General features: G+C 67.0%; 18 protein-coding genes and 1 pseudogene. 13 read left to right on the top strand and 6 right to left on the bottom strand.

Translation table 11 applies throughout. The features are described from left to right. The 4 genes from AB1I47_RS17420 to AB1I47_RS17405 form a co-directional block, all read left to right on the top strand. Positions 1-1,397: MdtA/MuxA family multidrug efflux RND transporter periplasmic adaptor subunit (locus AB1I47_RS17420; RefSeq protein ID WP_354684988.1), on the top strand; the 1,397-nt coding region annotated here is incomplete at its 5' end. A 9-nt stretch (positions 1,398-1,406) separates the two neighbouring features. Beyond that, positions 1,407-4,556, top strand: a complete 3,150-nt coding sequence (locus AB1I47_RS17415; RefSeq protein WP_354684987.1) for an MdtB/MuxB family multidrug efflux RND transporter permease subunit — start codon at positions 1,407-1,409, stop codon at positions 4,554-4,556. Then, positions 4,553-7,861: an efflux RND transporter permease subunit gene (locus AB1I47_RS17410; protein ID WP_354684986.1), complete on the top strand. Its 3,309-nt coding sequence runs from the start codon at positions 4,553-4,555 to the stop codon at positions 7,859-7,861. The genes AB1I47_RS17415 and AB1I47_RS17410 overlap by 4 nt, the downstream gene beginning before the upstream one ends. Before the next feature lie 17 nt (positions 7,862-7,878). Next, on the top strand, positions 7,879-9,369 hold the full coding sequence (locus tag AB1I47_RS17405; RefSeq protein ID WP_354684985.1) for an efflux transporter outer membrane subunit: 1,491 nt from the start codon (positions 7,879-7,881) through the stop codon (positions 9,367-9,369). Here the strand turns inward: AB1I47_RS17405 and AB1I47_RS17400 are convergent. Next, complete coding sequence (locus AB1I47_RS17400; protein WP_354684984.1) at positions 9,356-10,258, bottom strand: LysR family transcriptional regulator; 903 nt, start codon at positions 10,256-10,258, stop codon at positions 9,356-9,358. The genes AB1I47_RS17405 and AB1I47_RS17400 overlap by 14 nt on opposite strands. Before the next feature lie 110 nt (positions 10,259-10,368). Here AB1I47_RS17400 and AB1I47_RS17395 point away from each other — a divergent pair, with 110 nt between their 5' ends. The 9 genes and pseudogenes from AB1I47_RS17395 (at position 10,369) to AB1I47_RS17355 (ending at position 20,223) form a co-directional block, all read left to right on the top strand. Further along, positions 10,369-10,824, top strand: coding sequence for a PACE efflux transporter (locus tag AB1I47_RS17395; RefSeq protein ID WP_354684983.1), 456 nt, complete (start codon positions 10,369-10,371; stop codon positions 10,822-10,824). 124 nt (positions 10,825-10,948) lie between these two features. Continuing rightward, on the top strand, positions 10,949-12,202 hold the full coding sequence (locus AB1I47_RS17390; RefSeq protein ID WP_354684982.1) for a flavin-dependent oxidoreductase: 1,254 nt from the start codon (positions 10,949-10,951) through the stop codon (positions 12,200-12,202). 70 nt (positions 12,203-12,272) lie between these two features. Then, positions 12,273-13,424, top strand: coding sequence for an ABC transporter substrate-binding protein (locus tag AB1I47_RS17385; RefSeq protein WP_354684981.1), 1,152 nt, complete (start codon positions 12,273-12,275; stop codon positions 13,422-13,424). Beyond that, entirely contained in the window at positions 13,421-14,011 is a 591-nt protein-coding gene (locus tag AB1I47_RS17380) for a MarR family winged helix-turn-helix transcriptional regulator (protein ID WP_354684980.1), read from the top strand. The genes AB1I47_RS17385 and AB1I47_RS17380 overlap by 4 nt, the downstream gene beginning before the upstream one ends. Before the next feature lie 38 nt (positions 14,012-14,049). Next, complete coding sequence (gene dacB / locus AB1I47_RS17375; protein ID WP_354684979.1) at positions 14,050-15,633, top strand: D-alanyl-D-alanine carboxypeptidase/D-alanyl-D-alanine endopeptidase; 1,584 nt, start codon at positions 14,050-14,052, stop codon at positions 15,631-15,633. 188 nt (positions 15,634-15,821) lie between these two features. Next, on the top strand, positions 15,822-16,637 hold the full coding sequence (locus AB1I47_RS17370) for an AzlC family ABC transporter permease (RefSeq protein WP_354684978.1): 816 nt from the start codon (positions 15,822-15,824) through the stop codon (positions 16,635-16,637). After that, the gene (locus AB1I47_RS17365; protein ID WP_354684977.1) at positions 16,634-16,960 is read left to right on the top strand and encodes an AzlD domain-containing protein; all 327 of its coding nucleotides are present in this window, start codon (positions 16,634-16,636) and stop codon (positions 16,958-16,960) included. Before AB1I47_RS17370 ends, AB1I47_RS17365 begins: the two co-directional genes overlap by 4 nt. 437 nt (positions 16,961-17,397) lie before the next feature. Continuing rightward, positions 17,398-18,987, top strand: a pseudogene (locus AB1I47_RS17360) (carbamoyltransferase C-terminal domain-containing protein). A 6-nt stretch (positions 18,988-18,993) separates the two neighbouring features. Further along, complete coding sequence (locus tag AB1I47_RS17355; protein WP_354684976.1) at positions 18,994-20,223, top strand: MFS transporter; 1,230 nt, start codon at positions 18,994-18,996, stop codon at positions 20,221-20,223. On the opposite strand, the gene AB1I47_RS17350 is transcribed toward AB1I47_RS17355, so the two are convergent. The 5 genes from AB1I47_RS17350 to AB1I47_RS17330 all read right to left on the bottom strand — a co-directional run bounded on the left by AB1I47_RS17350 (position 20,176) and on the right by AB1I47_RS17330 (position 24,594). Continuing rightward, positions 20,176-20,514, bottom strand: coding sequence for a hypothetical protein (locus AB1I47_RS17350; protein ID WP_354684975.1), 339 nt, complete (start codon positions 20,512-20,514; stop codon positions 20,176-20,178). The two genes, AB1I47_RS17355 and AB1I47_RS17350, sit on opposite strands and share 48 nt — an antisense overlap. A gap of 221 nt (positions 20,515-20,735) precedes the next feature. Continuing rightward, positions 20,736-21,725, bottom strand: coding sequence for an L-threonylcarbamoyladenylate synthase (locus tag AB1I47_RS17345; protein ID WP_354684974.1), 990 nt, complete (start codon positions 21,723-21,725; stop codon positions 20,736-20,738). 30 nt (positions 21,726-21,755) lie between these two features. Beyond that, positions 21,756-23,000, bottom strand: coding sequence for a 5-(carboxyamino)imidazole ribonucleotide synthase (locus AB1I47_RS17340; RefSeq protein WP_354684973.1), 1,245 nt, complete (start codon positions 22,998-23,000; stop codon positions 21,756-21,758). Between the two features lie 29 nt (positions 23,001-23,029). Continuing rightward, positions 23,030-23,491, bottom strand: a complete 462-nt coding sequence (purE, locus tag AB1I47_RS17335; RefSeq protein ID WP_407935853.1) for a 5-(carboxyamino)imidazole ribonucleotide mutase — start codon at positions 23,489-23,491, stop codon at positions 23,030-23,032. A 194-nt stretch (positions 23,492-23,685) separates the two neighbouring features. Then, entirely contained in the window at positions 23,686-24,594 is a 909-nt protein-coding gene (locus AB1I47_RS17330) for a phosphoribosylaminoimidazolesuccinocarboxamide synthase (protein WP_354684971.1), read from the bottom strand. Positions 24,595-24,619 lie beyond the last annotated feature (25 nt).

Genomic DNA, 24,619 nt, shown 5'->3' with positions numbered 1-24,619 from the left:
CGTCTTCCCGTCCGCCCGAAGGCACGCCGCCGCGGCGCCCGCGCCGACGCGGGCTCTATGCCGGCCTGCTGGTGCTGCTGCTGGCCGGCGGCGCCTGGTACTGGTACGCGCACCGCAGCCCCGCCCCGGCGGGCACGGCCGGCGCGCCGGGCAGCGCCAGCGGCCCCGGCGCACGCGGGGGTCCGGGCGCCGCCGGCATGCCGCGCTCGCCGGTGGTGGTGGCCACGGTGGCCAGACGCGACATGGACGTGGTGCTCAACGGCCTGGGCAACGTCACCCCTGTTTCCAACGTCACCGTGCGCGCGCAGGTGTCCGGGCCGCTGCTGAAGGTGCTGTTCAAGGAAGGCCAGATGGTGAAGGCCGGCGATGTGCTGGCCGAGATCGACCCGCGCCCGTTCCAGGCGGCGCTGGACCAGGCCGTGGGCCAGCTCGCGCGCGACCAGGCGCTGCTGCAGAACGCGAAGCTCGACCAGCAGCGTTACCGCACGCTGCTGGGCCAGGACTCGATCTCCAAGCAGCAGGTCGACACCCAGGACGCGCTGGTGCGCCAGTACGAGGGCGTGGTCAAGACCGACCAGGGCAATGTCGCCAACGCGCGCCTGCAGCTGGGCTATACGAAGATCGTCGCGCCGGTGTCGGGCCGCATCGGCCTGCGCCAGGTCGACCCCGGCAATATCGTCAATACCAGCGACGCCAACGGCATCGCGCTGATCACGCAGATCCAGCCCATCGCCGTGATGTACACCATCCCCGAGGACAACCTGCCGTCGGTGCTGAAGAAGCTCAACGCCGGCGAAGAACTGCCGGTGCAGGCGTGGGACCGCCAGGTGCGCAACCAGCTCGGCGAAGGCACGCTGCTGACCACCGACAACCAGATCGACACCACCACCGGCACGGTCAAGCTCAAGGCGGTCTTCCCCAACGCCGACGGCATGCTGTTCCCCAACCAGTTCGTCAACGTGCGCACGCGGGTCGATACGCTCAGGGACGCGACCGTGATCCCCGTGGCGGCGATCCAGCGCGGCCAGCAAGGTACCTTTGTCTACACCGTGGATGACAGCAGCAAGGTGAAGGTGCAGGTGGTCACGCTGGGCCCGGGCGACGGCAGCCGCAATGCGGTGCTCACCGGCCTGGAGCCGGGACAGCGCGTGGTGATCGACGGCGCCGACCGGCTCAAGGAAGGCATGACGGTCGAGGCGGTCGATCCGGCCGCGCGCGCCGCCGCGGTGGTACCCGCCAGCCAGCCGCGCGGACGTGGCCGGCGCCACCGCGATGGCGGTGCCAGCGGCGCGCAAGCCGATGCCAGCGGCGCGGCCGCCTCGGGCGCGGCCGGCGAACATCGCCGCCACCGCCAGGCCGGCGCCAGCGCCCCGCCCGCCGGCGGCGCGCAGCAGTAAGGACAGCGCATGAACCCCTCACGCCTCTTCATCGAGCGCCCGGTCGCCACGGCGCTGCTGATGCTGGCCATCCTGCTGTCCGGGCTGGTGGCCTACCGGCTGCTGCCGCTGTCAGCGCTGCCCGAGGTCGATTACCCGACCATCCAGGTCACCACGCTCTACCCCGGCGCCAGCCCGGACGTGATGACCTCGTCGGTGACCGCGCCGCTGGAGCGGCAGTTCGGCCAGATGCCGGGCCTGAAGCAGATGTCGTCGTCCTCGTCTGGCGGCGCCTCGGTGATCACGCTGCAGTTCGAACTGACGCTGCCGCTGGACGTCGCCGAGCAGGAAGTGCAGGCCGCCATCAACGCCGGCAGCAACCTGCTGCCGGCCGACCTGCCGATGCCGCCGGTCTACAGCAAGGTCAACCCGGCCGACGCGCCGATCATGACCATCGCCATGACCTCGGACACCATGCCGCTGCCCAAGCTGCAGGACATGGTCGATACGCGTGTGGCGCAGAAGATCTCGCAGATCCAGGGCGTGGGCCTGGTCACCATCAGCGGCGGCCAGCGCCCCGCGGTGCGCATCCAGGCCAATCCGGCCGCGCTGGCGTCGCTGGGCATGTCGATCGACGACCTGCGCACCGCGATCGGGTCTTCCAACGTCAATGGTGCCAAGGGCAGCTTCGACGGCCCCGCGCGCGCCTCCACCATCGACGCCAACGACCAGCTGCGCTCGGCCGACGAATACCGCCAGATCATCCTGGGCTACAAGAACGGCGCGCCGATCCGCATCACCGACGTGGCCGAGATCGTCGACGGCCCGGAGAACAGCCGGCTGGCGGCGTGGGCCAATGACAAACCCGCGATCGTGCTGAATATCCAGCGCCAGCCCGGCGCCAACGTGATCGAGGTGGTGGACCGCATCAAGGCGCTGCTGCCGCAGTTGCAGAGCGCGCTGCCGGCCTCGGTCCACGTGCAGCTGCTGACCGACCGCACCACCACCATCCGCGCCTCGGTCGAGGATGTGCAGTTCGAACTGCTGCTGGCGATCGCGCTGGTGGTGCTGGTGATCTTCCTGTTCCTGCGCAACGTGCCCGCCACCATCATCCCGGGCGTGGCGGTGCCGCTGTCGCTGGTGGGCACCTTCGGCGTGATGTACCTGGCCGGGTTCTCGATCAACAACCTGACGCTGATGGCGCTGACGATTGCCACCGGCTTCGTGGTCGACGATGCGATCGTGATGATCGAGAACATCATGCGCTACATCGAGAAAGGCGATTCGCCGATGGCGGCGGCGCTGAAGGGCTCGAAGCAAATCGGCTTCACCATCATCTCGCTGACCTTCTCGCTGGTCGCGGTGCTGATCCCGCTGCTGTTCATGGGCGATGTGGTCGGGCGCCTGTTCCGCGAGTTCGCGATCACGCTGGCGGTATCGATCCTGATCTCGGCGGTGGTGTCGCTGACGCTGACGCCGATGATGTGCGCGCGCCTGCTGCACCATGTACCGGAAGAAAAGCTGTCGCGCTTTCACCGCACCACCGGCCGTTTCTTCGACAACGTGATCGACCGCTACGGCCGCGCGCTGGAGTGGGTGCTCGACCGCCAGAAGGCGACGCTGGTCGTGGCCGTGGCCACGCTGGTGCTGACCGGGCTGCTGTACCTGCTGGTGCCCAAGGGTTTCTTCCCGGTGCAGGACACCGGCGTGATCCAGGGCATCACCGAGGCCGCGCAGACCACTTCGTTCGACGCCATGGCGCGCAAGCAGCAGGCGGTCGCGAAGGTGGTGATGCAGGATCCGGCGGTGGCAAGCATGTCGTCGTTTATCGGCGTGGATGGCACCAACACCACGCTCAATGCCGGGCGCATGCTGATCAACCTCAAGCCCAAGGGCGAGCGCGATCCGATCGAAGTGGTGACGCAGCGGCTGCAGCAGGCGGTGCATGCGCTCGGCGGCGTGTCGCTGTTCACGCAGCCGGTGCAGGACCTGACCATCGAGGACAAGGTCTCGCGCACGCAGTACCAGTTCACCGTCGAAGATCCCGATCCGGAGACGCTGGCGACGTGGGTGCCGAAGCTGGTCGAACGCCTGCGCCAGGAACCCGAGCTGCGCGACGTCACCAGCGACCAGCAGAACAACGGCCTGCGCGCCTATGTCGATATCGACCGCGACGCCGCGGCGCGCTTCGGCATCACCACCGCGGTGATCGACAGCGCGCTGTACAGCGCCTTCGGCCAGCGGCTGGTGTCAACCATCTTCACGCAGTCGAGCCAGTACCGCGTGGTGCTGGAGACCATGCCGGAATTCCGCAAGAACCCGCAGTCGCTGGCCGACCTGCGCCTGCCCTCTTCTTCCGGCGGCCAGGTGCCGCTGGGCGCGTTCGCGCGCATCACCGAACGCACCGGCCCGCTGGTGATCAACCACCAGGGCCAGTTCCCGGCGGCGACGATCTCGTTCAACCTCGCGCATGGCGAATCGCTGGGCGCCGCGGTCGACAAGATCACCAAGGTCGAACAGGAGCTGGGCCTGCCGATCTCGATGCAGACCAGCTTCCAGGGTGCCGCGCTGGCGTTCCGCGCGTCGCTGTCGAACACGCTGTGGCTGATCCTTGCGGCGGTCGTGACGATGTATATCGTGCTGGGCGTGCTGTATGAAAGCACCATCCACCCCGTCACGATCCTGTCGACGCTGCCGTCGGCCGGCGTCGGCGCGCTGCTGGCGCTGCTGCTGGCGGGGCAGGACCTGGGCATCATCGCCATCATCGGCATCATCCTGCTGATCGGTATCGTCAAGAAGAACGCCATCATGATGATCGACTTCGCGCTCGAGGCCGAGCGCGAGGGCGGCATGAAACCACGCGATGCGATCTTCCAGGCCTGCCTGCTGCGTTTCCGCCCGATCCTGATGACCACCATGGCGGCGCTGCTGGCGGCGCTGCCGCTGATGCTGGGTTCCGGCATCGGCAGCGAACTGCGCCGGCCGCTGGGCGTGACCATGGTGGGCGGCCTGCTGGTGAGCCAGGTGCTGACGCTGTTCACCACGCCGGTGATCTACCTGGCGTTCGACCGCGTGGCCACGCGCGTGAAGGGCTGGCGCAAGCGCCGCTTCGGCGATCCGGAAGAAGGTGGTGACGAGCCGCCGCTGCCGCAACAGCCGTCGGGGCCGGGGCCGCGATGAACCTGTCGGCTGCCTTTATCCACCGCCCGGTCGCGACCGCGCTGCTGACGCTGGGCATCCTGCTGGCAGGGCTGGCCGCGCTGCGGCTGCTGCCGGTGTCGCCGCTGCCGCAGGTGGACTTCCCCACCATCTCGGTGTCGGCGTCGCTGCCGGGCGCGAGCCCGGAAACGATGGCCGCGACCGTGGCCACGCCGCTGGAGCGCGCGCTCGGCACCATCGCCGGCGTGACCGAGATCACCTCCAGCAGCTCGCTTGGCTCGACCCGCGTGACGCTGCAGTTCGACCTGTCGCGCAATATCGACGGCGCCGCGCGCGACGTGCAAGCGGCGATCAACGCCTCGCGCGCCACGCTGCCGACCAGCCTGCCCAACAACCCGACCTACCGCAAGGTCAACCCCGCCGACGCGCCGATCATGATCATCGCGCTGACTTCGCCGACCATGACGCGCGGGCAGCTCTATGACGCGGCCTCGACCATCCTGGCGCAGAAGCTGTCGCAGGTGGAGGGTGTGGGCCAGGTCACTATCGGCGGTGCCTCGCTGCCGGCGGTGCGGGTCGAGCTGAACCCGACCGCGCTGAACAACTACGGCATCTCGCTGGAGGATGTGCGCAATACCATCAGCGCGACCAACGCCAACCGGCCGCTGGGCACGCTGGAGAATGCCACCAGCAACTGGCAGGTCTACGCCAACGACCAGGCGATGAAGGCGGAAGACTATATGCCGCTGATCATCCGCTACGCCACGCCGGGCACCTACTCGTCGACCTCGGCCGGCGCGCTGATCGCCAGCACCGCCAACGCCACCGCCAGCGGCGGCGTCAGCACCAGGGTGGTCAACGGCGTCACCGTCACCACGCTGACCACCAGCAGCGGCACCACCACTATCACCAGCGGCGCCACCGGCGGCACCAGCGCCACCAGCGGGCCCAATTCGTTCGCGGTGCCGGTGCGGCTGCGCGACGTGGCCAATGTGGTCGATTCGGTGCAGGACATCCGCAACGCCGGCTCGGCCAACGGCAAGCCGTCGGTGCTGCTGGTGCTGAACCGTTCGCCCGGCGCCAACATCATCGAGACCGTCGACCGCGTCAACGAGCTGCTGCCGGACCTGCAGAAGATGATCCCGGCGGCGATCTCGATGGACGTGATGATGGACCGCACGCCCACCATCCGCGCGTCGCTGCGCGAGGTCGAGCACACGCTGATGATCTCGGTGGCGCTGGTGATCATGGTGGTGTTCGTGTTCCTGCGCAATGTGCGCGCCACCTTGATCCCCAGCGTGGCGGTGCCGGTGTCGCTGATCGGCACGTTCTCGGTGATGTACCTGGCCGGGTTCTCGCTGAACAACCTGTCGCTGATGGCGCTGACAATCGCCACCGGCTTCGTGGTCGACGATGCCATCGTGGTGCTGGAGAACATCTCGCGCCATATCGAGGAAGGCATGAAGCCGCTGGCGGCGGCGCTGCGCGGTGCGCGCGAAGTGGGCTTCACGGTGCTGTCGATGAGCCTGTCGCTGATCGCGGTATTCATTCCGCTGCTGATGATGGGCGGCATCGTGGGCCGGCTGTTCCAGGAGTTCGCGATCACGCTGTCGGTGGCGATTCTGGTATCGCTGGTGGTCTCGCTGACCACCACGCCGATGATGTGCGCACGGATGCTGCGCCCGCCCGAGCCCGAAAAGCAAGGCCGCTTCTTCCGCGCCACCGAGCGCATGTTCCAGTGGCTGCACGACGGCTATGCGCGCTCGCTGTCCACCGCGCTGCGGCTGAGCCCGCTGGTGTGGCTGGTGCTGATCGCCACCATCGCGCTCAACGTGTACCTGTACGTGATCGTGCCCAAGGGCTTTTTCCCGCAGCAGGACACGGGACGGCTGATCGGCTATATCCGCGCCGACCAGGCCACTTCGTTCCAGGCCATGCGCGGCAAGCTCGACAATTTCATCAAGATCGTGCAGTCGGATCCGGCGGTGGAGAACGTGACCGGCTTTACCGGCGGCTCGCAGCGCAATACCGGGCAGATGTTCGTCACGCTCAAGCCGCTTGCCGAACGCAAGGAATCGGCCGATGCCATCATCGCGCGGCTGCGCGGCAAGCTGGCCAAGGAACCGGGGGCGAGCCTGTTGCTGCAGTCGGTGCAGGATATCCGCGTGGGCGGCCGGCAGAGCAGTTCGCAGTACCAGTTCACGCTGCAGTCCGATGATCTTGAGGTATTGCGCGCGTGGGAGCCCAAGGTGCGGGCAGCGCTGTCCAACCTGAAGGGGCTGGAGGATATCGATACCGATACCAACGACAAGGGCCTGCAGACCTCGGTGATCATTGACCGCGATGCGGCGTCGCGGCTGGGCGTGACCGCGCAGCAGGTCGATGCGGTGCTCAACGATGCCTTCGGCCAGCGGCTGGTATCGACCATCTACCACCCGCTGAACCAGTACCGCGTGGTGATGGAGCTGAGCCAGGAATACCTGCAGGGCCCGAACGCGCTGAAGGACATCTATGTGGTCACCGGCAACGGCAACCGCGTGCCGCTGGCGGCATTCTCGCGCGTGGTGCCGACCAGCACGCCGCTGGGCGTGAACCACCAGGGGCAGTTCGCCGCGTCGACGATCTCGTTCAACCTGGCCGAAGGCGTGTCGCTGTCGCAGGCGACCGATGCCATCACGCGCGAGATGGCGCGCATCGGCGTGCCGGAAACCTTGCGCGCCAACTTCCAGGGCGGCGCCAAGGCGTTCCAGGATTCGCTCAAGAGCCAGCCGATCCTGATCCTGGCGGCGCTGGTCACGATCTATATCGTGCTGGGCGTGCTGTACGAGAGCTACGTGCATCCGCTGACGATCCTGTCGACGCTGCCGTCGGCGGGCGTAGGCGCGCTGCTGGCGCTGCTGGCGTCGAAGACCGACTTCAGCATCATCGCGCTGATCGGCGTGATCCTGCTGATCGGCATCGTCAAGAAGAACGCGATCATGATGATCGACTTCGCCATCGATGCCGAGCGGCGCGAGGGGCTGTCGCCGCGCGACGCGATCTACCGCGCCTGCCTGCTGCGCTTCCGCCCGATCCTGATGACCACCATGGCCGCGCTGCTGGGCGCGGTGCCGCTGGCGATCGGCCGCGGCGACGGCGCCGAGCTGCGCGCGCCGCTGGGCATCTCCATTGTCGGCGGGCTGGTGGTGAGCCAGCTGCTGACGCTGTACACCACGCCGGTGGTCTACCTGACGCTGGACCGCTGGCGCCTGAAGGTCAAGGCCTGGCGCCAGCGCCGCCGCGGTACGCATACACCGGACCAGCCGGACCAGCCGGCCGCCGTCTAGATTTGCAGAGATTCGATATGACCGTTTTTTCCCGTCTGCTGACCCATGCCCTGCCGATGCCGCTGGCGTGCGCGCTGCTGCTGGCCGGCTGCGCGGTGGGCCCCGACTACAAGCGTCCGGACGCGCCGGTTTCGGAAGCGTTCAAGGAAGCCAATGCCGGCACCCCTTCATGGACCGGCGACTGGAAGCCCGCCGAGCCGCAGGATGCGCTGGCGCGTGCCGACTGGTGGACCGTGTTCGGCGATCCGCAGCTCGACGCGCTGATGTCGCAGGTGCAGATCTCGAACCAGAACATCAAGGCGGCCGAGGCGCAGTACCGCCAGGCGGTGGCATCGCTGCAGGCGGCACGCGCCGGCTTCTTCCCCATCGTCGATGCGCAGGGCGGCGCGTCGCGTTCGCGCGGCACCAGCGGCAATATCGTCAATGCGCAGAGCGTGTCGCTGGGCGCGACCTGGGAACTGGACGTATGGGGCCGCGTGCGGCGCCAGGTGGAGAGCAGCGAAGCCAGCGCGCAGGCAAGCCATGCTGACCTGGCCTCGACCTTGTTGTCGACGCAGGCGACGCTGGCGCAGAGCTACTTCCTGCTGCGGGTGGCCGATGCGCAGAAGGCGCTGCTGGACCGCACCGTGGCCGACTACCAGAAGTCGCTGCAGCTGGTGCAGAACCAGTACGCTGCCGGCACCGCGCAGCGCTCCGACGTGCTGCAATCGGAAACGCAGCTCAAGAGCGCGCAGGCGCAGCAGCTCGATATCCAGATCACGCGCGCCGAGCTGGAGCATGCAATCGCGGTGCTGGTGGGCAAGCCACCGTCGGCGCTGTCGCTGGCCGCCGAGGATTTCAAGGCGGCGCCGCCGCGCGTGCCGGCCGCGGTGCCGTCGCAGCTGCTGGAACGGCGCCCGGATATCGGCGCCGCCGAGCGCCGCATGGCGTCGGCCAATGCGCAGATCGGCGTGGCGCAGGCGGCCTACTACCCCACGCTGTCGCTGTCGGCCAGCGGCGGCCTGAGCGCGAGCACGCTGGCGCGCTGGATGTCGCTGCCGGACCGGATCTGGTCGATCGGCGGCGGGCTGGCCGGCACGCTGTTCGACGGCGGGCTGCGCAGCGCGGCCAAGGCGCAGGCGGTGGCCGCCTACGACCAGACCGTCGCCAACTACCGGCAAACCGTGCTGGGGGCGTTCCAGGAGGTCGAGGACAATCTCGCCGCGCAGCGGCTGCTGGAACAGGAAGCGGCGGTGCAGAACGACGCACTGCGCTCGGCACGCGAGGCGCTGGCGCTGGTCAACAACCGCTACCGCGCCGGCACCGCCGGCCTGCTCGACGTGCTGACGGCGCAGACCAGCGCCTACACCGCCGAGCGCACCGCGCTGTCGATCACCGGCCGCCAGTACACGGCGGCGGTGGTGCTGATCAAGGCGCTGGGCGGCGGCTGGCATGCGCCGGGGACGGAGGCAGCGTCGGCGCAGGGCGCTGCGGACAAGGCCGTCAGCGCGCCAGTCAGCCAGCAGTAGCCGGCGCGCGCGGCAGCGGTTCGCCGCAGATACGCTCGCGCAGCCAGGTGGCGGCCTTGCCCAGCGGCCGCTGCTTGTGCCACACCAGCTCCATCGCCACCGGCCAGTCCTGCTGCTGGAACGCCAGCGGCGGCGACACCAGCCGCGCCGCGGCAGGCGAGTTGGCCACCACGTGCCACGGCACGAAGGCCCAGCCCAGCCCGCGCTTGACCAGTTCAACGATCACCCACTGGCTTTCCACCCACCACACGTCGGCGGCGACGCGCAGGCGCATCTTCTCCTCGCTGTCGGTGCGGGTGGCGACCATCAGCTGGCGGTAGCGCTTGAGCTCTTCCCAGTCGACGCGCTGGCCCGCCAGCGGATGCTCGGGCGCGCACAGGATCTGCATCGGCACCCAGCCGAGGGCATGGAAGCCGAGCGCGGGCGGCAACACCTCCTGCCGCCACATGATGCCGAGATCGGCGCCGCCTTCCAGTACCAGCCGGCTGACGTCCTCCATCAGCGGAAACAGCAGCTCCAGCTCGACCGCCGGGAAGCGGCTGGAGAACTCCACCAGCAGCATGCCCAGCGTTTCTTCGGGATAGAGCTCGTCCACCGCCAGCACCAGCCGCGTCTCCACGCCCTCGCCCAGGCTCTTGGCGACGCCGCGGAAATGCTCGCAGCGCTCCAGGATCACGCGCGCCTCTGCCAGCAGGCGCTCGCCGGCGGGCGTCAGCACCGGATAGCGGCCGCCGCGGTCGAACAGCGCGTTGCCAACGTCGATTTCCAGATTGGACACCGCCGCGCTGACCACCGACTGGGCCTTGCCCAGGCGGCGCGCGGCGGCGGAAAAGGAGCCGCTGTCGGCGGCGGCGACAAAGGCTTGCAGTTGTTCGAGGGAGAGGCTCATGCGGCGCCTTATCGATGTATCTATCGGTTAAGCCGATAGTATCCAACTTGGCAATCCCTGCCCAGCAGATAGACTAGGCCCGGTCTGAATTTGCCCTGCAGGAGAAACCCATGCGCAATACCCGGGACCGTATCCGCCACGCCATTGGCTTCGAAGCGATCGGCCTGCTGATCTTCGCCCCGCTGGCAAGCTGGGTGTTCGGCTATGGACTGCACCAGATGGGCCTGCTCGGCGCGGTCGCGTCGCTGATCGCCGCTGGCTGGAACTACCTGTACAACCTGCTGTTCGACAAGGCGATGCTGCGCATCACCGGCCAGGTGCGCAAGTCGGTGCTGGTGCGCGTGCTGCACGCGATCCTGTTCGAACTGGGGCTGCTGGTGGTGTTCCTGCCGTCGGTGGCCTGGTACCTGGATATCAGCCTGCTCGACGCGCTGATCATGGATATCGCCGTGGCGGGGTTCTACATGGTTTATGCGCTGGTGTACAACTGGCTGTATGACATCGTGTTCCCGGTGCCGTCGCCGAAGGCGGCGCCATCCAGAGCGGACGGCACCGCGCTCGGCTGAGCGCGGGTTTTTCCTGACCCCGGACAGGTCACTTCCGGGGCTTTCCCCGCCTTCCCGCACCGGTGCGCATTGTTATACTCAATAACAAATTACGCATCGACCGGATGCAGTGCGGGGAGACACCATGAAGATCGCAATCGCTGGCGGCGGCATCGGCGGACTGACGCTGGCGCTGCTGTGCCATCGCCACGGCATCGAGGCCGAAGTCTGGGAAGCCAGCGAAACGCTGCGCCCGCTGGGCGTCGGCATCAACCTGCTGCCGCACGCGGTGCGCATCCTGTCCGAGCTGGGGCTGCGCGATGCGCTGGCCGACATCGCCATCGAGACCTCGTCCCTGTCGTACTACAACAAGCTCGGCCAGCGCATCTGGCATGAGCCGCGCGGCCTTGCCGCCGGCTACGACTGGCCGCAGTTCTCGCTCCATCGCGGCGAGTTCCAGATGCTGCTGCACCGCACCGTAGTCGAGCGGCTGGGCGCGGGCGCGGTGCATACGGGGCATACGTTTGAAACCGTGCTGGATACCGGCGCGCACGGGACGGTGCGCTTCGGACTGCGCCGCCGCGGCGATGGTGCCGGGGTCGAGGCCAGCGCCGACGTGCTGGTCGGCGCCGACGGCATCCACTCCGCTGTGCGCGGGCATTTCTATCCCACCGGCGACGCGCCGCGTTTCTCGCGCCGCATGCTGTGGCGCGCCGTCACCGAGGCGCCGCCTTACCTCGACGGCCGCTCGATGTTCATGGCCGGCCACCAGGACCAGAAATTCGTCGCCTATCCGATCTCGGAGCCGCTGCGCCGCCAGGGCCGCTCGCTGGTCAACTGGATTGCCGAGCTGCGCGTACCCGACAGCGTGCCTGACACGCCGCCGCGCAGCGACTGGAACAAGCAGGTCGACAAGTCAGTGTTCCGCGCCGCCTTCGCCGGCTGGCAGTGGGACTGGATCGACATCCCCGCACTGATCGACGGCGCCGAAGCCATCTATGAATTCCCGCTGGTCGACAAGGACCCGCTGCCGCGCTGGACCTTCGACCGCGTCACGCTGCTGGGCGACGCCGCGCACCCGATGTACCCGATCGGTTCGAACGGCAGCGCGCAGGCGATCCTGGATGCGCGCTATCTCGTGGATAGCCTGCTGGGCACGCCCGACACCGGCTATGCGCTGCGCGAGTACGAGGCCGAGCGCCTGCCGCGCACCGCGGGCATCGTGCTGCGCAACCGGATGAACGGGCCGGAGCAGGTGATGCAGCTTGCGGAGGAACGCGCGCCGCAAGGTTTTGCCGATATCGGGCAGGTGATCCCGCGGGCCGAGCTGGAGGCGATTTCGCTGCGGTATAAGCAGTTGGCGGGATTTGATCGGCAGTCGATGCAGAGCAACAAATAGGCGCCGAAGCCAACGGTTTTGGGTGCACCAAAGCCGCCCGAACAAGACCATCCAAGACAGAGGAGACACCATGGCGCCCCTGACCCCCAACAAGCTGGCCCGCCTCGCGCTCGCCACCGCCCTTGCCTTTTGCACCGGTACCGCCCTGGCCGACATCACCGTAGGCATCAGCCTCTCCACCACCGGCCCGTCCGCCTCCCTGGGCATCCCGCAGAAAAACTCCCTGCCCTACCTGCCCCAGAAAATCGGCAGCGAAGCCGTCCGCTACATCGTGCTGGACGACGCCTCCGACCCCACGCAAGGCGCCAAGGTCGCCCGCCGCTTCGTCACCGAGGACAAGGTCGACATCATCCTCGGCTCGTCCGCGGTGGCTCCGTCGATCGCTATCGCCGAGGTCGCCGATGAAAGCCAGACCGTCCAGCTCGCATTCTCGCCGATCGAGCTGAAGCCTGGCCGCGGCGCCTGGACCTTCCGGCTGGCCCAGCCGGTGCGGCTGATGGCCAATGCCGTGGCCGCCACCGCCAAGACCAACGGCGTCAAGACCATCGGCTTTATCGGCTTTGCCGACGCCTACGGCGAGACCTGGCTGAAGGACTTCACCGCCGCCGCCACCGCCAACGGCATCCGCCTGGTCGCCACCGAGCGCTACGGCCGCGCCGATACCAGCGTGACCGCGCAGGCTATCAAGCTGATCGCCGCCAGACCCGACGCCATCCTGATCGCCGGCGCGGGCACCGGCGCGGCGCTGCCGCACACCACGCTGCGCGAGCGCGGCTACGGCGGGACCATCTACCACACGCACGGCGCGGCCACCAAAGACCTGATCCGCATCGGCGGACGGCTGGTCAATGGCGCGATCCTGCCGGCCGGGCCGGTGATCGTGCCGGAGCAACTGCCGGCGGGCGACCCGGTGCGCAAGCCGGCGCTGGACTACGTGACCCGCTACGAGAAGCAGTACGGCGCCGACACCCGCACGCAGTTCGGTGCCCATGCCTACGATGCCGGGCTGGTGCTGGAGCGGATCGTGCCGGTGGCGCTCAGGCATGCCAAACCGGGCACGCCGGCGTTCCGGCAGGCGCTGCGCCAGGCGCTGGAGAGCGAGCGCGACATCGTGGTGTCGCACGGCGTGCTGAACTTCAGTGCGCAAGACCACTATGGCTTTGACCAGCGCGGCCGCGTTATGCTGACAATCGATAACGGCAACTGGAAACTGCTCAAGTGAATCCCGACGCATCCGGCGCCCCACCCGCCGCAGCAGGCAAGACCGCCAGCGCGCGCGCCGCCACGCGGCGCAAGGCGCGCGATCCGCTTGCGCCGGATCCGGCGGGCGCGGCGGCCGGACACGTCGAGAGCGGCTTCGACCCGCATGTGCCCAATGTCGACTATGGCGTGCTCGACAGCCTGATCGGCTACGCCATCCGCCGCGCGCAGATCCGTATCTACGAAGACTTCGTGCTGTCGCTGGCACAGTGGCAGATCACGCCGCCGCGGTTCTCGGCGCTGGTGATCATCTCGCGCAACCCGCAGCTGAAGCTGACCGAGCTGGCGCAGATCCTCGGCATCGCCCGTTCCGGCGCGGTGCTGCTGGTCGATGCGCTGGAAGAGATGAAGCTGGTCGCGCGCCGTCCCGCGCCGGGCGACCGCCGCGCCTACAGCCTGGTGCTGACCCCCGCCGGGCGCCGCACGCTGGAAGCGGCCACGCAGGCGGTGGTCGCGCATGACGCGCATGTGGGCACGGCGTTGACGGAGGCGGAACAGGCCACGCTGAAAACGCTGCTGGGCCGCCTCGCGCCGCCGCGCGCAAGCTGAAGGCGCTGTCATCCGCTTGCCGGTTGCCATGCGTTAACATGGCCGCCATGCCAAGAACAACCGCCACCGCATCGCGGCCGGGCGCGCTGATGCGCCGGCTGTCGCCCCTTCTGTCGCCCCTGCTCGCCGCCGCCTTGCTGGTTGGCAGTCCGGCCCTTGCCCCCGCGCACGCCAAGCCGCCCGCCAAGGCAGTCAAGGCTGCCAAAGCTGCCAAAGCCGCCAGGGCTGCCGAGCCCGCACTGGTCCAGGCCGGCATACCGGCCCAGGTGGCCGCGGCGCTGCGCCGTGCCGGCGTGCCCGCCTCGGCCGCCAGCTTCTACGTGGTCAGGCTGGGCGCGACCACCGCGCGCGCCAGCTGGAACGCGCAGCAGCCGATGAACCCGGCGTCGACCATGAAGCTGGTCACCACCTTCGCCGGGCTGCAGTTGCTGGGCCCGGACTACCGCTGGCAGACCTCGCTCTACGCGGATGCCCAGCCCACCGGCGACGGCACCGTCACCGGCAACGTCTACCTGCGCGGGCGCGGCGATCCCAAGCTGGTGCCGGAACAGATGGCCAGGCTGGTGGCCAGCGCGCGCGCCGCCGGCGCCAGCACCATCAACGGCGACCTGGTGCTGGACCGCAGCTATTTTGCCGATGGCCTCGACGGCAACGGCACCATCGACGGCGAGGCGCAGCGCGCCTACAACGTCAGCCCGGATGCGCTGCTCTATGCCTTCAAGACGCTGTCGTTCACGCTGACGCCGGATCCCGCCACGCAGACGGTGGCGGTCAGCGTCACGCCGGAACTGGCGCAACTCAAGCTCGACAACCAGCTGGCCTTGACCAATGGCCGCTGCGGCGACTGGCAAAGCCGCGCCACCCCCAACTTGCAGCCCCAGACCGACGGCACCGTGCTGGCATCGTTCGCCGGCGACTATTCGAGCGACTGCGGCGAGCACGTGCTCAATATCGCCACGCTGTCGCACGCGGAATTCACCTGGGGCGGCTTCGTCGCCGAATGGCAGCGCGCAGGCGGGCGCTTTACCCATCTGCCGGCACTGCGCAGCGGCAAGGTGCCGCGCGGCGCGGTGCTGCTGGCGCGCCACTATGGCCTGCCGCTGTCCGACATCGTGCGCGACATCAACAAGTTCTCGAACAACGTGATGGCGCGCCAGCTGTTCCTGACCATCGGCGCGGAGCTGGACCGCGGCGGCCCGGCCAGCCCCGAGCGCTCGATCCGCGTGGTGCGGCGCTGGCTCGCGAAGCAGGGGCTGGACATGCCGGGGCTGGTGCTGGACAACGGCTCCGGCCTGTCGCGCGAGGAACGCATCAGCGCCTACGACATGGCGCGCCTGCTGCAGCAGGCCGCGGCCAGCAACGTCGGCCCGGCGCTGGTCGATTCGCTGCCGGTGCTGGGCGTCGACGGCACGCTGCGCAACCGGCTGACCCGCGCCAGCGCGGCCGGCAGCGGCTACCTCAAGACCGGCACGCTGGCCGATGTGCGCGCTCTGGCCGGCTATGTCGACGCGGAAGACGGCAACCGCTACGTGCTGGTGAGCATGATCAACCACCCAAACGCGTCGCAGGCTCAGGAAGCGCACGACGCGCTGATGCAGTGGGTGTATCGCGGCGCGCCCTGAGCTTGCGCCGCTGTTGGCGCATAGGCCACCCCGCGTAGCCTGCCGCCAACGCCAGCGCCTCATTTTGTTAAGTGCCCACTTACCAGGGCGCATTCCGACCCTATAATGCCAGGGTGCTGCCGCGTGCTGCGGCGGCAGCTTTCCGGGCCAGCCCCCGGCCCGGGCCTGCATTGCCCCTTTCCTCTGACATGACTTCCCGACAACCCTCGGTGTGGTTGCGCTTGTGGCATCGCTTCTCACCCGCCGAACGCGACGGCTTCATGGCCGGCGCGCGCCGCTTTGCCCCATCCCTTCCCGCGGTGTTTTCCTGGGGGCTGGTGACCGGCGTGGCGATGAGCAAATCGGTGCTGACGGTGCCCGAAGCCATCGGCATGTCGCTGCTGGTCTACGCCGGCTCGGCGCAGCTGGCGGTGCTACCGCTGTTCGCCGCCGGACTGCCGCTGTGGACCATCTGGCTGACCGCGGCCATGGTCAACCTGCGCTTCGTCATCTTCAGTGCCGCCATGCAGCCGCACTTCAGCTACCTGACGCTGGCACGGCGCACCGTGCTGGGGTTCTTCAACGGCGACCTGCATTTTGTCTACTTCCTGCAGAAGTATTCGACGCCGGGCTATGAGCCCGGCAAGGAAGGCTACTTCTGGGGCATGGCGCTGACCAACTTCGCGATGTGGCAGGTGTCGTCGATCCTCGGCATCGTGCTGGCGAGCCTGTTCCCCGACAGCTGGGGGCTGGGGCTGGCCGGCACCATGGCGCTGATCCCGGTGATGATCGCCACGATCAATTCGCGCTCGACGCTGATGGCTGTGGTGATTTCGGCGGTGTTGGCATTGTTGTGCTTTGATCTGCCGTACCGGCTTGGGCTGGTGGTGGCGGTGGTGGGGGCGATTGCTGCGGGCATGGCCAGCGACGAGCTGGCAGCTCGTGCGGCGCTGCGGGGTATCCGCAAGCGCAAATCCCCGCCGATTGGCAACGCGGCTGACGCGCCGCCGGGAGACCGCGCATGAGCCATGTCGAGATCTGGATCGCGCTGGTTGGCATGGCCGTGGTCACGGTGCTGACACGCGCGTTGTTCCTGATGGCCGGCGAGCACGTGTCGGTGCCTGACCGTATCCAGCGGGCCCTGCGTTATGCGCCCGCAGCGGCGCTGGCGGCGATCATCCTGCCGGACCTGATGACCTGGCAGGGGCATTTCACCGTGGCGCTGTCGAACTACAAGCTGGTGGCGGGGGTGGTGGCCACCGCGTTCTACCTGCTGACGCGGCGGATGGTGGGGATGATTGCAGTGGGGATGGCGGTGTACACCGGATTGCGATTGTTTGCGGGCTGAGAGCGTACTCCGGGGGGCGCCCTCCTCTTCGAATCAGTACCTCATGGCGACGTCCTGTGCTGAGTGACGACACCTCGTCGCCGCCATGTCATGTCGTGTCAAATTGGTAGCTGTCCAGCGAAGATTGATTTCATTATCGAAATCGGGGCCTGCCCGGCTGCTCCGCCCATCTTAGCGCTATCTTAGATCGCACCACGCGAGGCGCTATTTTTGCGGAATACGCTCACAGATTTCAATCTCTGTGGCCTGCTTCCGCCTTCCGCAAAGACATTTCCACAAATGAAAGTCGAAAACGCCGATTGAAATTTAATCGCGCAATCTGATTTACATTTGTAAATATAAACAGAAAATATTAAATTTCTTGGCGCTGGCGTAGGTGGCGGAGCCGTCGCTAGTGAGGCACTGGAAAGTTTACGGCGTTTTAACGCCGAGGCCCAATGATGCGGCTGCTTTCCCTGAAGCCGGGTCATGACGGCACTGTGGCGTACGTCGCGGGTGGCCGCCTCATCTTTTCCTTTGAATCGGAAAAGGACTCGGGCATGCGCTACGCGCCCCTGGACATTGCCGGGATGTTGGAAGCACTGCGGCACGTGACTGAGAGACCCGACGCGCTGGTGGTCAGCGGCTGGGCTGTCGGGTCAGAGGTCTCTGGACGCCCCATCGGCGGTGGGTACGTGGGCCTGCGGGAGCCAAGCTTGACCAAGATCGAACTGCTCGGGCGCAAAATATGGCTCGTCACGTCGTCCCACGAACGATCCCATCTCATGAGTGCATATGCGATGTCGCCATTCCCGCAAGGACAACCGTGCTATGCGCTGATCTGGGAAGGACACATTGGCGCCTTTTACGAGATAGATGAAGCGCTGACGCTTCGCCGCGTCAGGCAGATCATGGTTGGACCAGGTATTCGTTATGCGTTTGCCTATGGGCTTGCTGACCCGTCATTTTCCCTTGGTCGGGGACATATCAGGCTAGGCGACGCCGGGAAGCAGATGGCACTGGCGGCCTATGCACAAGCCGTGAAGCCGTCCGCCGAGGAGGCCGCCATACTGGACGCCCTCTTCTCAAACCTTTCCGATCCGCCGCAGTTCCTGAAGTCTGACTTTCGCGATTTCGCCATCTTCAACAGTGGCGTGGCCTCAGAACAGTCCAAGCGCTTGGCAAGGCTGGTTAGTGACCGCATCTTTGACATCTTCTATCAAGAGATCACATCGTTGGTGCATGAGCGGAGGCCGTTGCTGATCGCCGGGGGATGTGGGCTGAATTGCGAGTGGAATCGGGCATGGCTGGATTCGGGTCTGTTCTCCGATGTGTTCGTACCCCCTTGCCCGAACGACACGGGATCGGCAATTGGCTCTGCCGCAGATGCCCAGTGGCATCTCACGGGAGATGCAAAACTCGAGTGGACCGTCTACTCCGGCCAGTCCTTTCTCGACGACGTGGGTTATGAAGCCGCAGAGGGGCTTGGTGGCTTTCGCAGGCGAACATCGCGCATCGAGGATATCGCGGCCTTACTACACGACGGGGCCATATTGGCCATAGTCAGCGGCCCTGCCGAAATTGGACCACGTGCACTTGGGAACCGATCGATCGTCGCCGCGCCATTCCATCGGTCAACGCTCGATCGAATCAATGCGATCAAGCGCAGAGAGTTCTTCCGGCCGATTGCGCCAGTATGCCTGGAGGAAGACTTGCAAGCGCATTTCGATCTGTCTCGGCCCAGCCCCTTCATGCTCTATTTCAGCAGGGCCAGATCGCCCGCACTCCAGGCGACGACTCACGTGGATGGGTCAGCGCGAGTGTAGAGCGTAAGCGCCTCGCAGAATCCGGGACTTCATCGACTGCTTACCGCCTTCAAGGCGAGAACTGGCTATGGGGTTCTCTGCAATACCTCCCTGAATTTTCATGGCGCTGGCTTTGTCAATCGCACCTCCGATCTGGTTTCCTATGCGGAGCAGGCCGGACTGGATGGCTTTGTGATAGAGGGGACGCTATTCCAGCGCGATTGGCAAACCACATGCAAGTGAGATCCGATGACTAGCCTCAACACAGTTCCGGGATACAAGGCACTAGTGGCGGCGCGTTGCACCAGCTCAGTCGCCCTGTGGCTGGATTTCACTCTGATCTTCTCGCTTCTCGCCTACCACTGGCATGCTGACGCGATAACCATCGGCGTGTCCTCGGCCTTATATGGGCTGCCGGGGCTTGTGCTTGGACCGTTCCTGGGAGGGCTGGCGGATCGCCGCAATCCCGTCGTGATGCTGGCCTTCAGCTATCTCGCTCGCGGCGTCACATCAATGCTGCTCATGGTGGCGCCTGACCTGCATGTCTTCGTCCTGCTTGTGCTGATCAAGGGGATTGCCAACCTTGGTGCAATGCCTGCGGAGCAGATTCTGATTCGTTCGATGCTGAACAAAGAGCAACTCGTGTCGAACGCGAGTGTCATGACTGCGGTGGATCAACTCACCAAGATCTGTGCGCCGTTGGCGGCGGCAGGTGTCACTGTACTCTATCGGCCGGCCGCGGGGCTGTGGCTATCGGCAGCGCTGGCCATGGTTGGCATCTTCTGCCTGCCTGCATTGAGATGGGCAGCGCCCTCTCGTACGCGGCGGGCCGTGTCTACCCGTCCCAAGTGGCATTCCGGGCCATTGTTGCAGCTGGCCCGCGAAAATCGCCGGTTTCGGCAGGCTTTTGCATGCATGCTATGGCTGTCGGCCATTCTCGGCGTGTACGACCCACAGCTTTCGCTCTTCCTGAAGGAGGAAGGCATGCCGCCAGCGGCATTCGGAATGATCGTAAGTTGCACTGCGGGCGGCGCGTTGACGGGCGCCCTGACTTTCCGCACATTGCATCGGCGGTACGGCCGGCACCTGCCATCTGCCGGACTGGTAGCGTTCGGGCTGACCGTGCTGCTCCCTGGAGGCCTCGCCGCAGGCGGCGTAGCGATCATGCTTCCGTTGTGGCTTGCACTATGGATGGCAAATGGCTGCGCCTATGGCCTGACCGCAATGAGTTTCGGAGTCACGCTTCAGCAGGAAGGTCCAGCCGAGGCAATTGGCTCGATCAGTGCTGCCGCGCGGAGCGCGCAGCTTGGCGCGCTGGTCGTGGGTCCGCTACTGGGTGCCTCGATGCAGAGGCTACTCGGCATTCCCCTGGTGTTCGTCATCAGTGGAAGCCTGGCCGTGATGGGCGGCGCTGTAATGCTGTGGCGCGCGCTAGGCGAGAAGGACCTTGTCGCCGGGCAGGCCCGCTCCGCAGAATAACCATGACGCGGTATACAGCCGGATTGCGCCAGGGTGCCTGCAATGTTCGTGCAGGAACGCCAGAACCGGTTCCAGTTGCCGCCAGCGCCGCGTTCGCCCCCTTACTGTGGCAAGCACATAGCGTCGTTCGGCGATCGTAAAGGTCACGAACCAAAATCCATCGCTGTCGCACTGAGCGTCGATCTCATAGGGGCAATGAAGGAGTTCCGTCAGGCGATGCAACTCAGAAACCGTAACCAGCGTCTGGCCGGCGGGCGTGTCCAAGGCGTCGGGTGATCCGGGCAATGTCATGATTTCTCCAGGCTGGTCAGCTGCAGCCTCATCGCAAGGGATGTGCTGGTTGCTGTGCGACAGTTCGCCCGTGAGATATCCGACGTCTGCCCAAAAGGATCGTTGCTTCGAATCAACTTTTGGCCGCCTTCCCATGCGATTGGGAATTTTCCTGTGGTCAGCTGCCGGGCTGGCTCGCAGAGCGCTGGGGCACGGTGGTGCAGGCGGCAGAGGGCGCAGCCTTAGCCGCCAAACGCCGCCGCCGCCCTCTCCAACCGATCCCGCACCCCCGCCCAATCCTGCCCTTCAGGCAACGTCTCGAACACCAACTGCGAAAAACCCTGCTTGTCGAGCTTGCGCAGCAACCGGTACAGCTCCTGCGCATACGCGGCAGCATCGGCCGGCGCCTGCACCCACGTGCAGCGCTGATCGGCCAGCGGCGCGCGTCCTACCCATGCCACGCGCGCATCGGCCGGCAGGGCGACCAGCCGCGCGGCGGCGGCTTGCGCATCCGCCAGCAACAAGGGCGTGTGCGGCGCATAATGGGCCTTCAGGGTACCTGAAGCGCGCGGCGCGGCGGCATCGGGCGGCAACGGCGCCTCGCCCAGTACCTGCGCCAGCATCCCCACCGTGACGGCACCGGGTCGCAGCAAGACCGGCCCGACGCCGGCGCTCAGGCGCGACAGGTCGACGATGGTCGATTCGATCCCGACCTCGACCCCATCGCCTTCCAGCACATAGACCGCGTCGCCGAATTCATCCCGCACATGCTGCGCGGTGGTCGGGCTCACCTGCCCGAACTTGTTCGCCGAAGGCGCCGCAACTCCGCCGCGCCCACGCTTGAAGCGCGCCAGCAGCGCCTGCGCCACCGGATGCGACGGGCACCGCAAGCCAATGCTGTCCTGCCCTCCCGCCACCGCGGCATCGATATGCGCAGCACGCTTCAAAATCAGAGTGAGCGGCCCCGGCCAGAACGCATCGATCAGTTTCTGCGCGGCTTCCGGCACCTCGTCGGTCCAGTAGCTGATATCCGCGCCATCGACCACATGCACGATCACCGGGTGGTTGGACGGCCGTCCCTTCAGCGCGAAGATGCGGCCGACCGCCTCGGGATTCTCGGCGTCGGCGCCCAGTCCGTAGACCGTCTCGGTGGGGAAAGCGACCAGTTGTCCCGCCTCGAGCAGGCGGACGGCTTCATCGAGTTCAGCAGCCGTGGGCGTGCGCAGCGACATCGTGTTCCTTGCGTGGAATCAGAGCGGATATCAGAGCGGGATATGCAGCGCCTGCGCGGCCGCGGCAAAGGCTGCATCGGCCGCCTCGGCATGCTCGCCGATGCAGTTGACGTGGCCCATCTTGCGCGACGGACGCGCGTCGTTCTTGCCGTACAGGTGCAGCTTGGCGCCGGGCTGCGCCACCACCTCGTCCCACGCCGGCGTGCGTTCCAGCCCGAACTCGAACCAGACATCGCCCAGCAGGTTCAGCATCTTGCCGGCCGAATGCTGGCGCGTGTTGCCCAGCGGCAGCCGCGCCATCGCGCGCACCTGCTGCTCGAACTGGCTGGTCTCGCACACGTCCATGGTGATATGGCCGGAGTTGTGCGGGCGCGGCGCCATCTCGTTGGCGACCAGCGAGCCGTCGGTCAGCACGAAGAACTCGATGCACAGCACGCCCACATAACCCATCTCGGTGGCGATGGCCGCCGCGGCGGCACGGGCGCGGTTGGCGATCTCGGGCGAGACGCTGGTCGACGGCATCACCGTCGAGAACAGGATGCCGTCGCGATGCACGTTCTCCGCCAGCGGCCAGGTGGCCGTGGAACCGTCCGCGGCACGCGCGGCCAGCACCGAGACTTCATAGGCCAGCGGCAGCATCTGCTCCAGCACGCACGGCACGTGCTGCATGGCCTTCCACGCGGCGCGCACGTCGTCGCGCGTCTTCACGCGCGCCTGGCCCTTGCCGTCGTAGCCCATGCGCGCGGTTTTCAGGATGCCGGGCAGCACGTGGTCGGGCAGCTGGTCGACATCGGCGTCGTGCTGGATCACCCAGTGCGGGGCCGGCGGCACGCCGGTGCGCTCGGCGCAGGCGGCGAAGAACTTCTTCTCGCCGATGCGGTTCTGCGCGATCGACACGCAGTAGCCGCGCGGCGCGACAAAGGCGCCGAGCTGCTCGAGCCGGTCCAGCGACAGCGACGGCACGTTCTCGAACTCGGTGCTCACCGCCTGGCACAGCTTGCCCATCTCGGCCAGCGCGGCCTCGTCGGTGTACTGCGCGCAGATATGCTTGTCGGCCACCGCACCGGCCGGGCTGTCCTGGTCGGGATCGAGCACGCACACGCGATAGCCCATGGCCTGCGCCGCATGCGTGAACATGCGGCCGAGCTGGCCGCCGCCCAGCATGCCGAGCCACGCACCGGGCAGGATGGGCGCGTCGGGACGGTCGACACCGAATTCGGCGCGCGATTCCGGCGTGTGGGCTTCGGAGAGGTAGGGATGGATATCGGTGGGCATTGCTCGGTTCCGTGGGATGTCCGGAGAGATTACAGCGGCAGCGTCATCGCTCGCGCGGCTTCGGTCTGCTTCGCGCGGAAGGCTTCCAGCGCGTTGGCCAGCGCGTCATCGGTGGTCGCCAGCGTGGCGATCGCGTGCAGCGCGGCATTGGCCGCGCCCGCCTCGCCGATGGCGAAGGTGGCGACCGGCACGCCCTTGGGCATCTGCACGATCGACAGCAGCGAGTCCTCGCCGCGCAGGTACTTCGACGGCACCGGCACGCCGAACACCGGCACGATGGTCTTGGCGGCGATCATGCCCGGCAGGTGCGCGGCACCGCCGGCGCCGGCGATGATGGCGCGGATGCCGCGGCTGCGCGCGCTCTCGGCATAGCGGAACATGTCGTCGGCCATGCGGTGCGCGGACACCACCTGGGCCTCGAATGGCACGCCGAAATCCTTCAGCATGGCCACCGCGTGCTGCATCACGTCCCAGTCGGAACTGCTGCCCATCACGACGCCGACCAGCGGGTTTTGCGTATTACTCACTTCAAGATCCTTCTTGTTTGCTCCCCTCTCCCGCCTGCGGGAGAGGGGCCGGGGGAGAGGGCCGGCGCGTCCTGACACGTGGCGCCTTGCTAAACCACCCCTCGCCCCGGCCCTCCCCCCTGAGGGGAGAGGGAGAACACCGTCTGGGAGTCAAAAAATTACTTCAGTTCTTCGCCCGTCAGACGCGTCAGCGCCTCACGATACTTCGCCGCCGTCTTCTCGATCACGTCATCCGGCAGTTTCGGCGCGGGCGCGGTCTTCGGCCACGGCTTGCCGTCGATGCGCACGGCTTCCAGCCAGTCGCGCACGAACTGCTTGTCGAACGACGGCGGGTTGGTGCCCACCTGGTACGAATCGGCCGGCCAGAAGCGCGACGAATCGGCGGTCAGCACCTCGTCCATCAGCGTCAGCACGCCATTGTCGTCCAGGCCGAACTCGAACTTGGTGTCGGCGATGATGATGCCGCGCGTGGCGGCGAACTCGGCCGCTTCCTTGTACAGGCGGATCGAGATCTCGCGCATCTGGCGCGCCAGCGCGATGCCGATGCGGCCCTCGACCTCGGCGAACGAGATGTTCTCGTCGTGCTCGCCCATCTCGGCCTTGGCGGCCGGGGTGAAGATCGGCTCGGGCAGTTTCTGCGCGTTCTGCAGGCCCGGCGGCAGCTCAATGCCGCACACCTTGCCGGTGGCCTGGTAATCCTTCCAGCCGCTGCCGGCGAGGTAGCCGCGCACCACGGCTTCGACCAGGATGGGCTGCAGGCGCTTGACCACCACGGCGCGGCCCTTTACCTGCTCCACTTCCTCCGCCGCGACCACGGTTTCCGGCGCGATGCCGGTCTCGTGGTTCGGCACGATATGCGCGAGCTTCCTGAACCAGAAGCTCGCCATCTGGTTCAGCACGCGGCCCTTGTCGGGGATCGGCTCGCCCAGGATGACGTCGAAGGCCGACAGGCGGTCGGTGGTGACGATCAGCAGCTTGTCATCGCCGACGGCATAGTTGTCGCGCACCTTGCCGTGGCCCAGCAGCGGCAGCGATTGGATGGAGGACTGGTAGAGAGCGTTGGACATGATGGTTCCGATAAAACGGCGAAGC

The sequence above is a fragment of the Cupriavidus necator genome (assembly GCF_040578825.1).
Classification (GTDB): domain Bacteria; phylum Pseudomonadota; class Gammaproteobacteria; order Burkholderiales; family Burkholderiaceae; genus Cupriavidus; species Cupriavidus necator_E.
The sequence above is the reverse complement of the archived record's forward strand: the minus strand, read 5'-3'. Positions and strand labels throughout refer to the sequence as shown.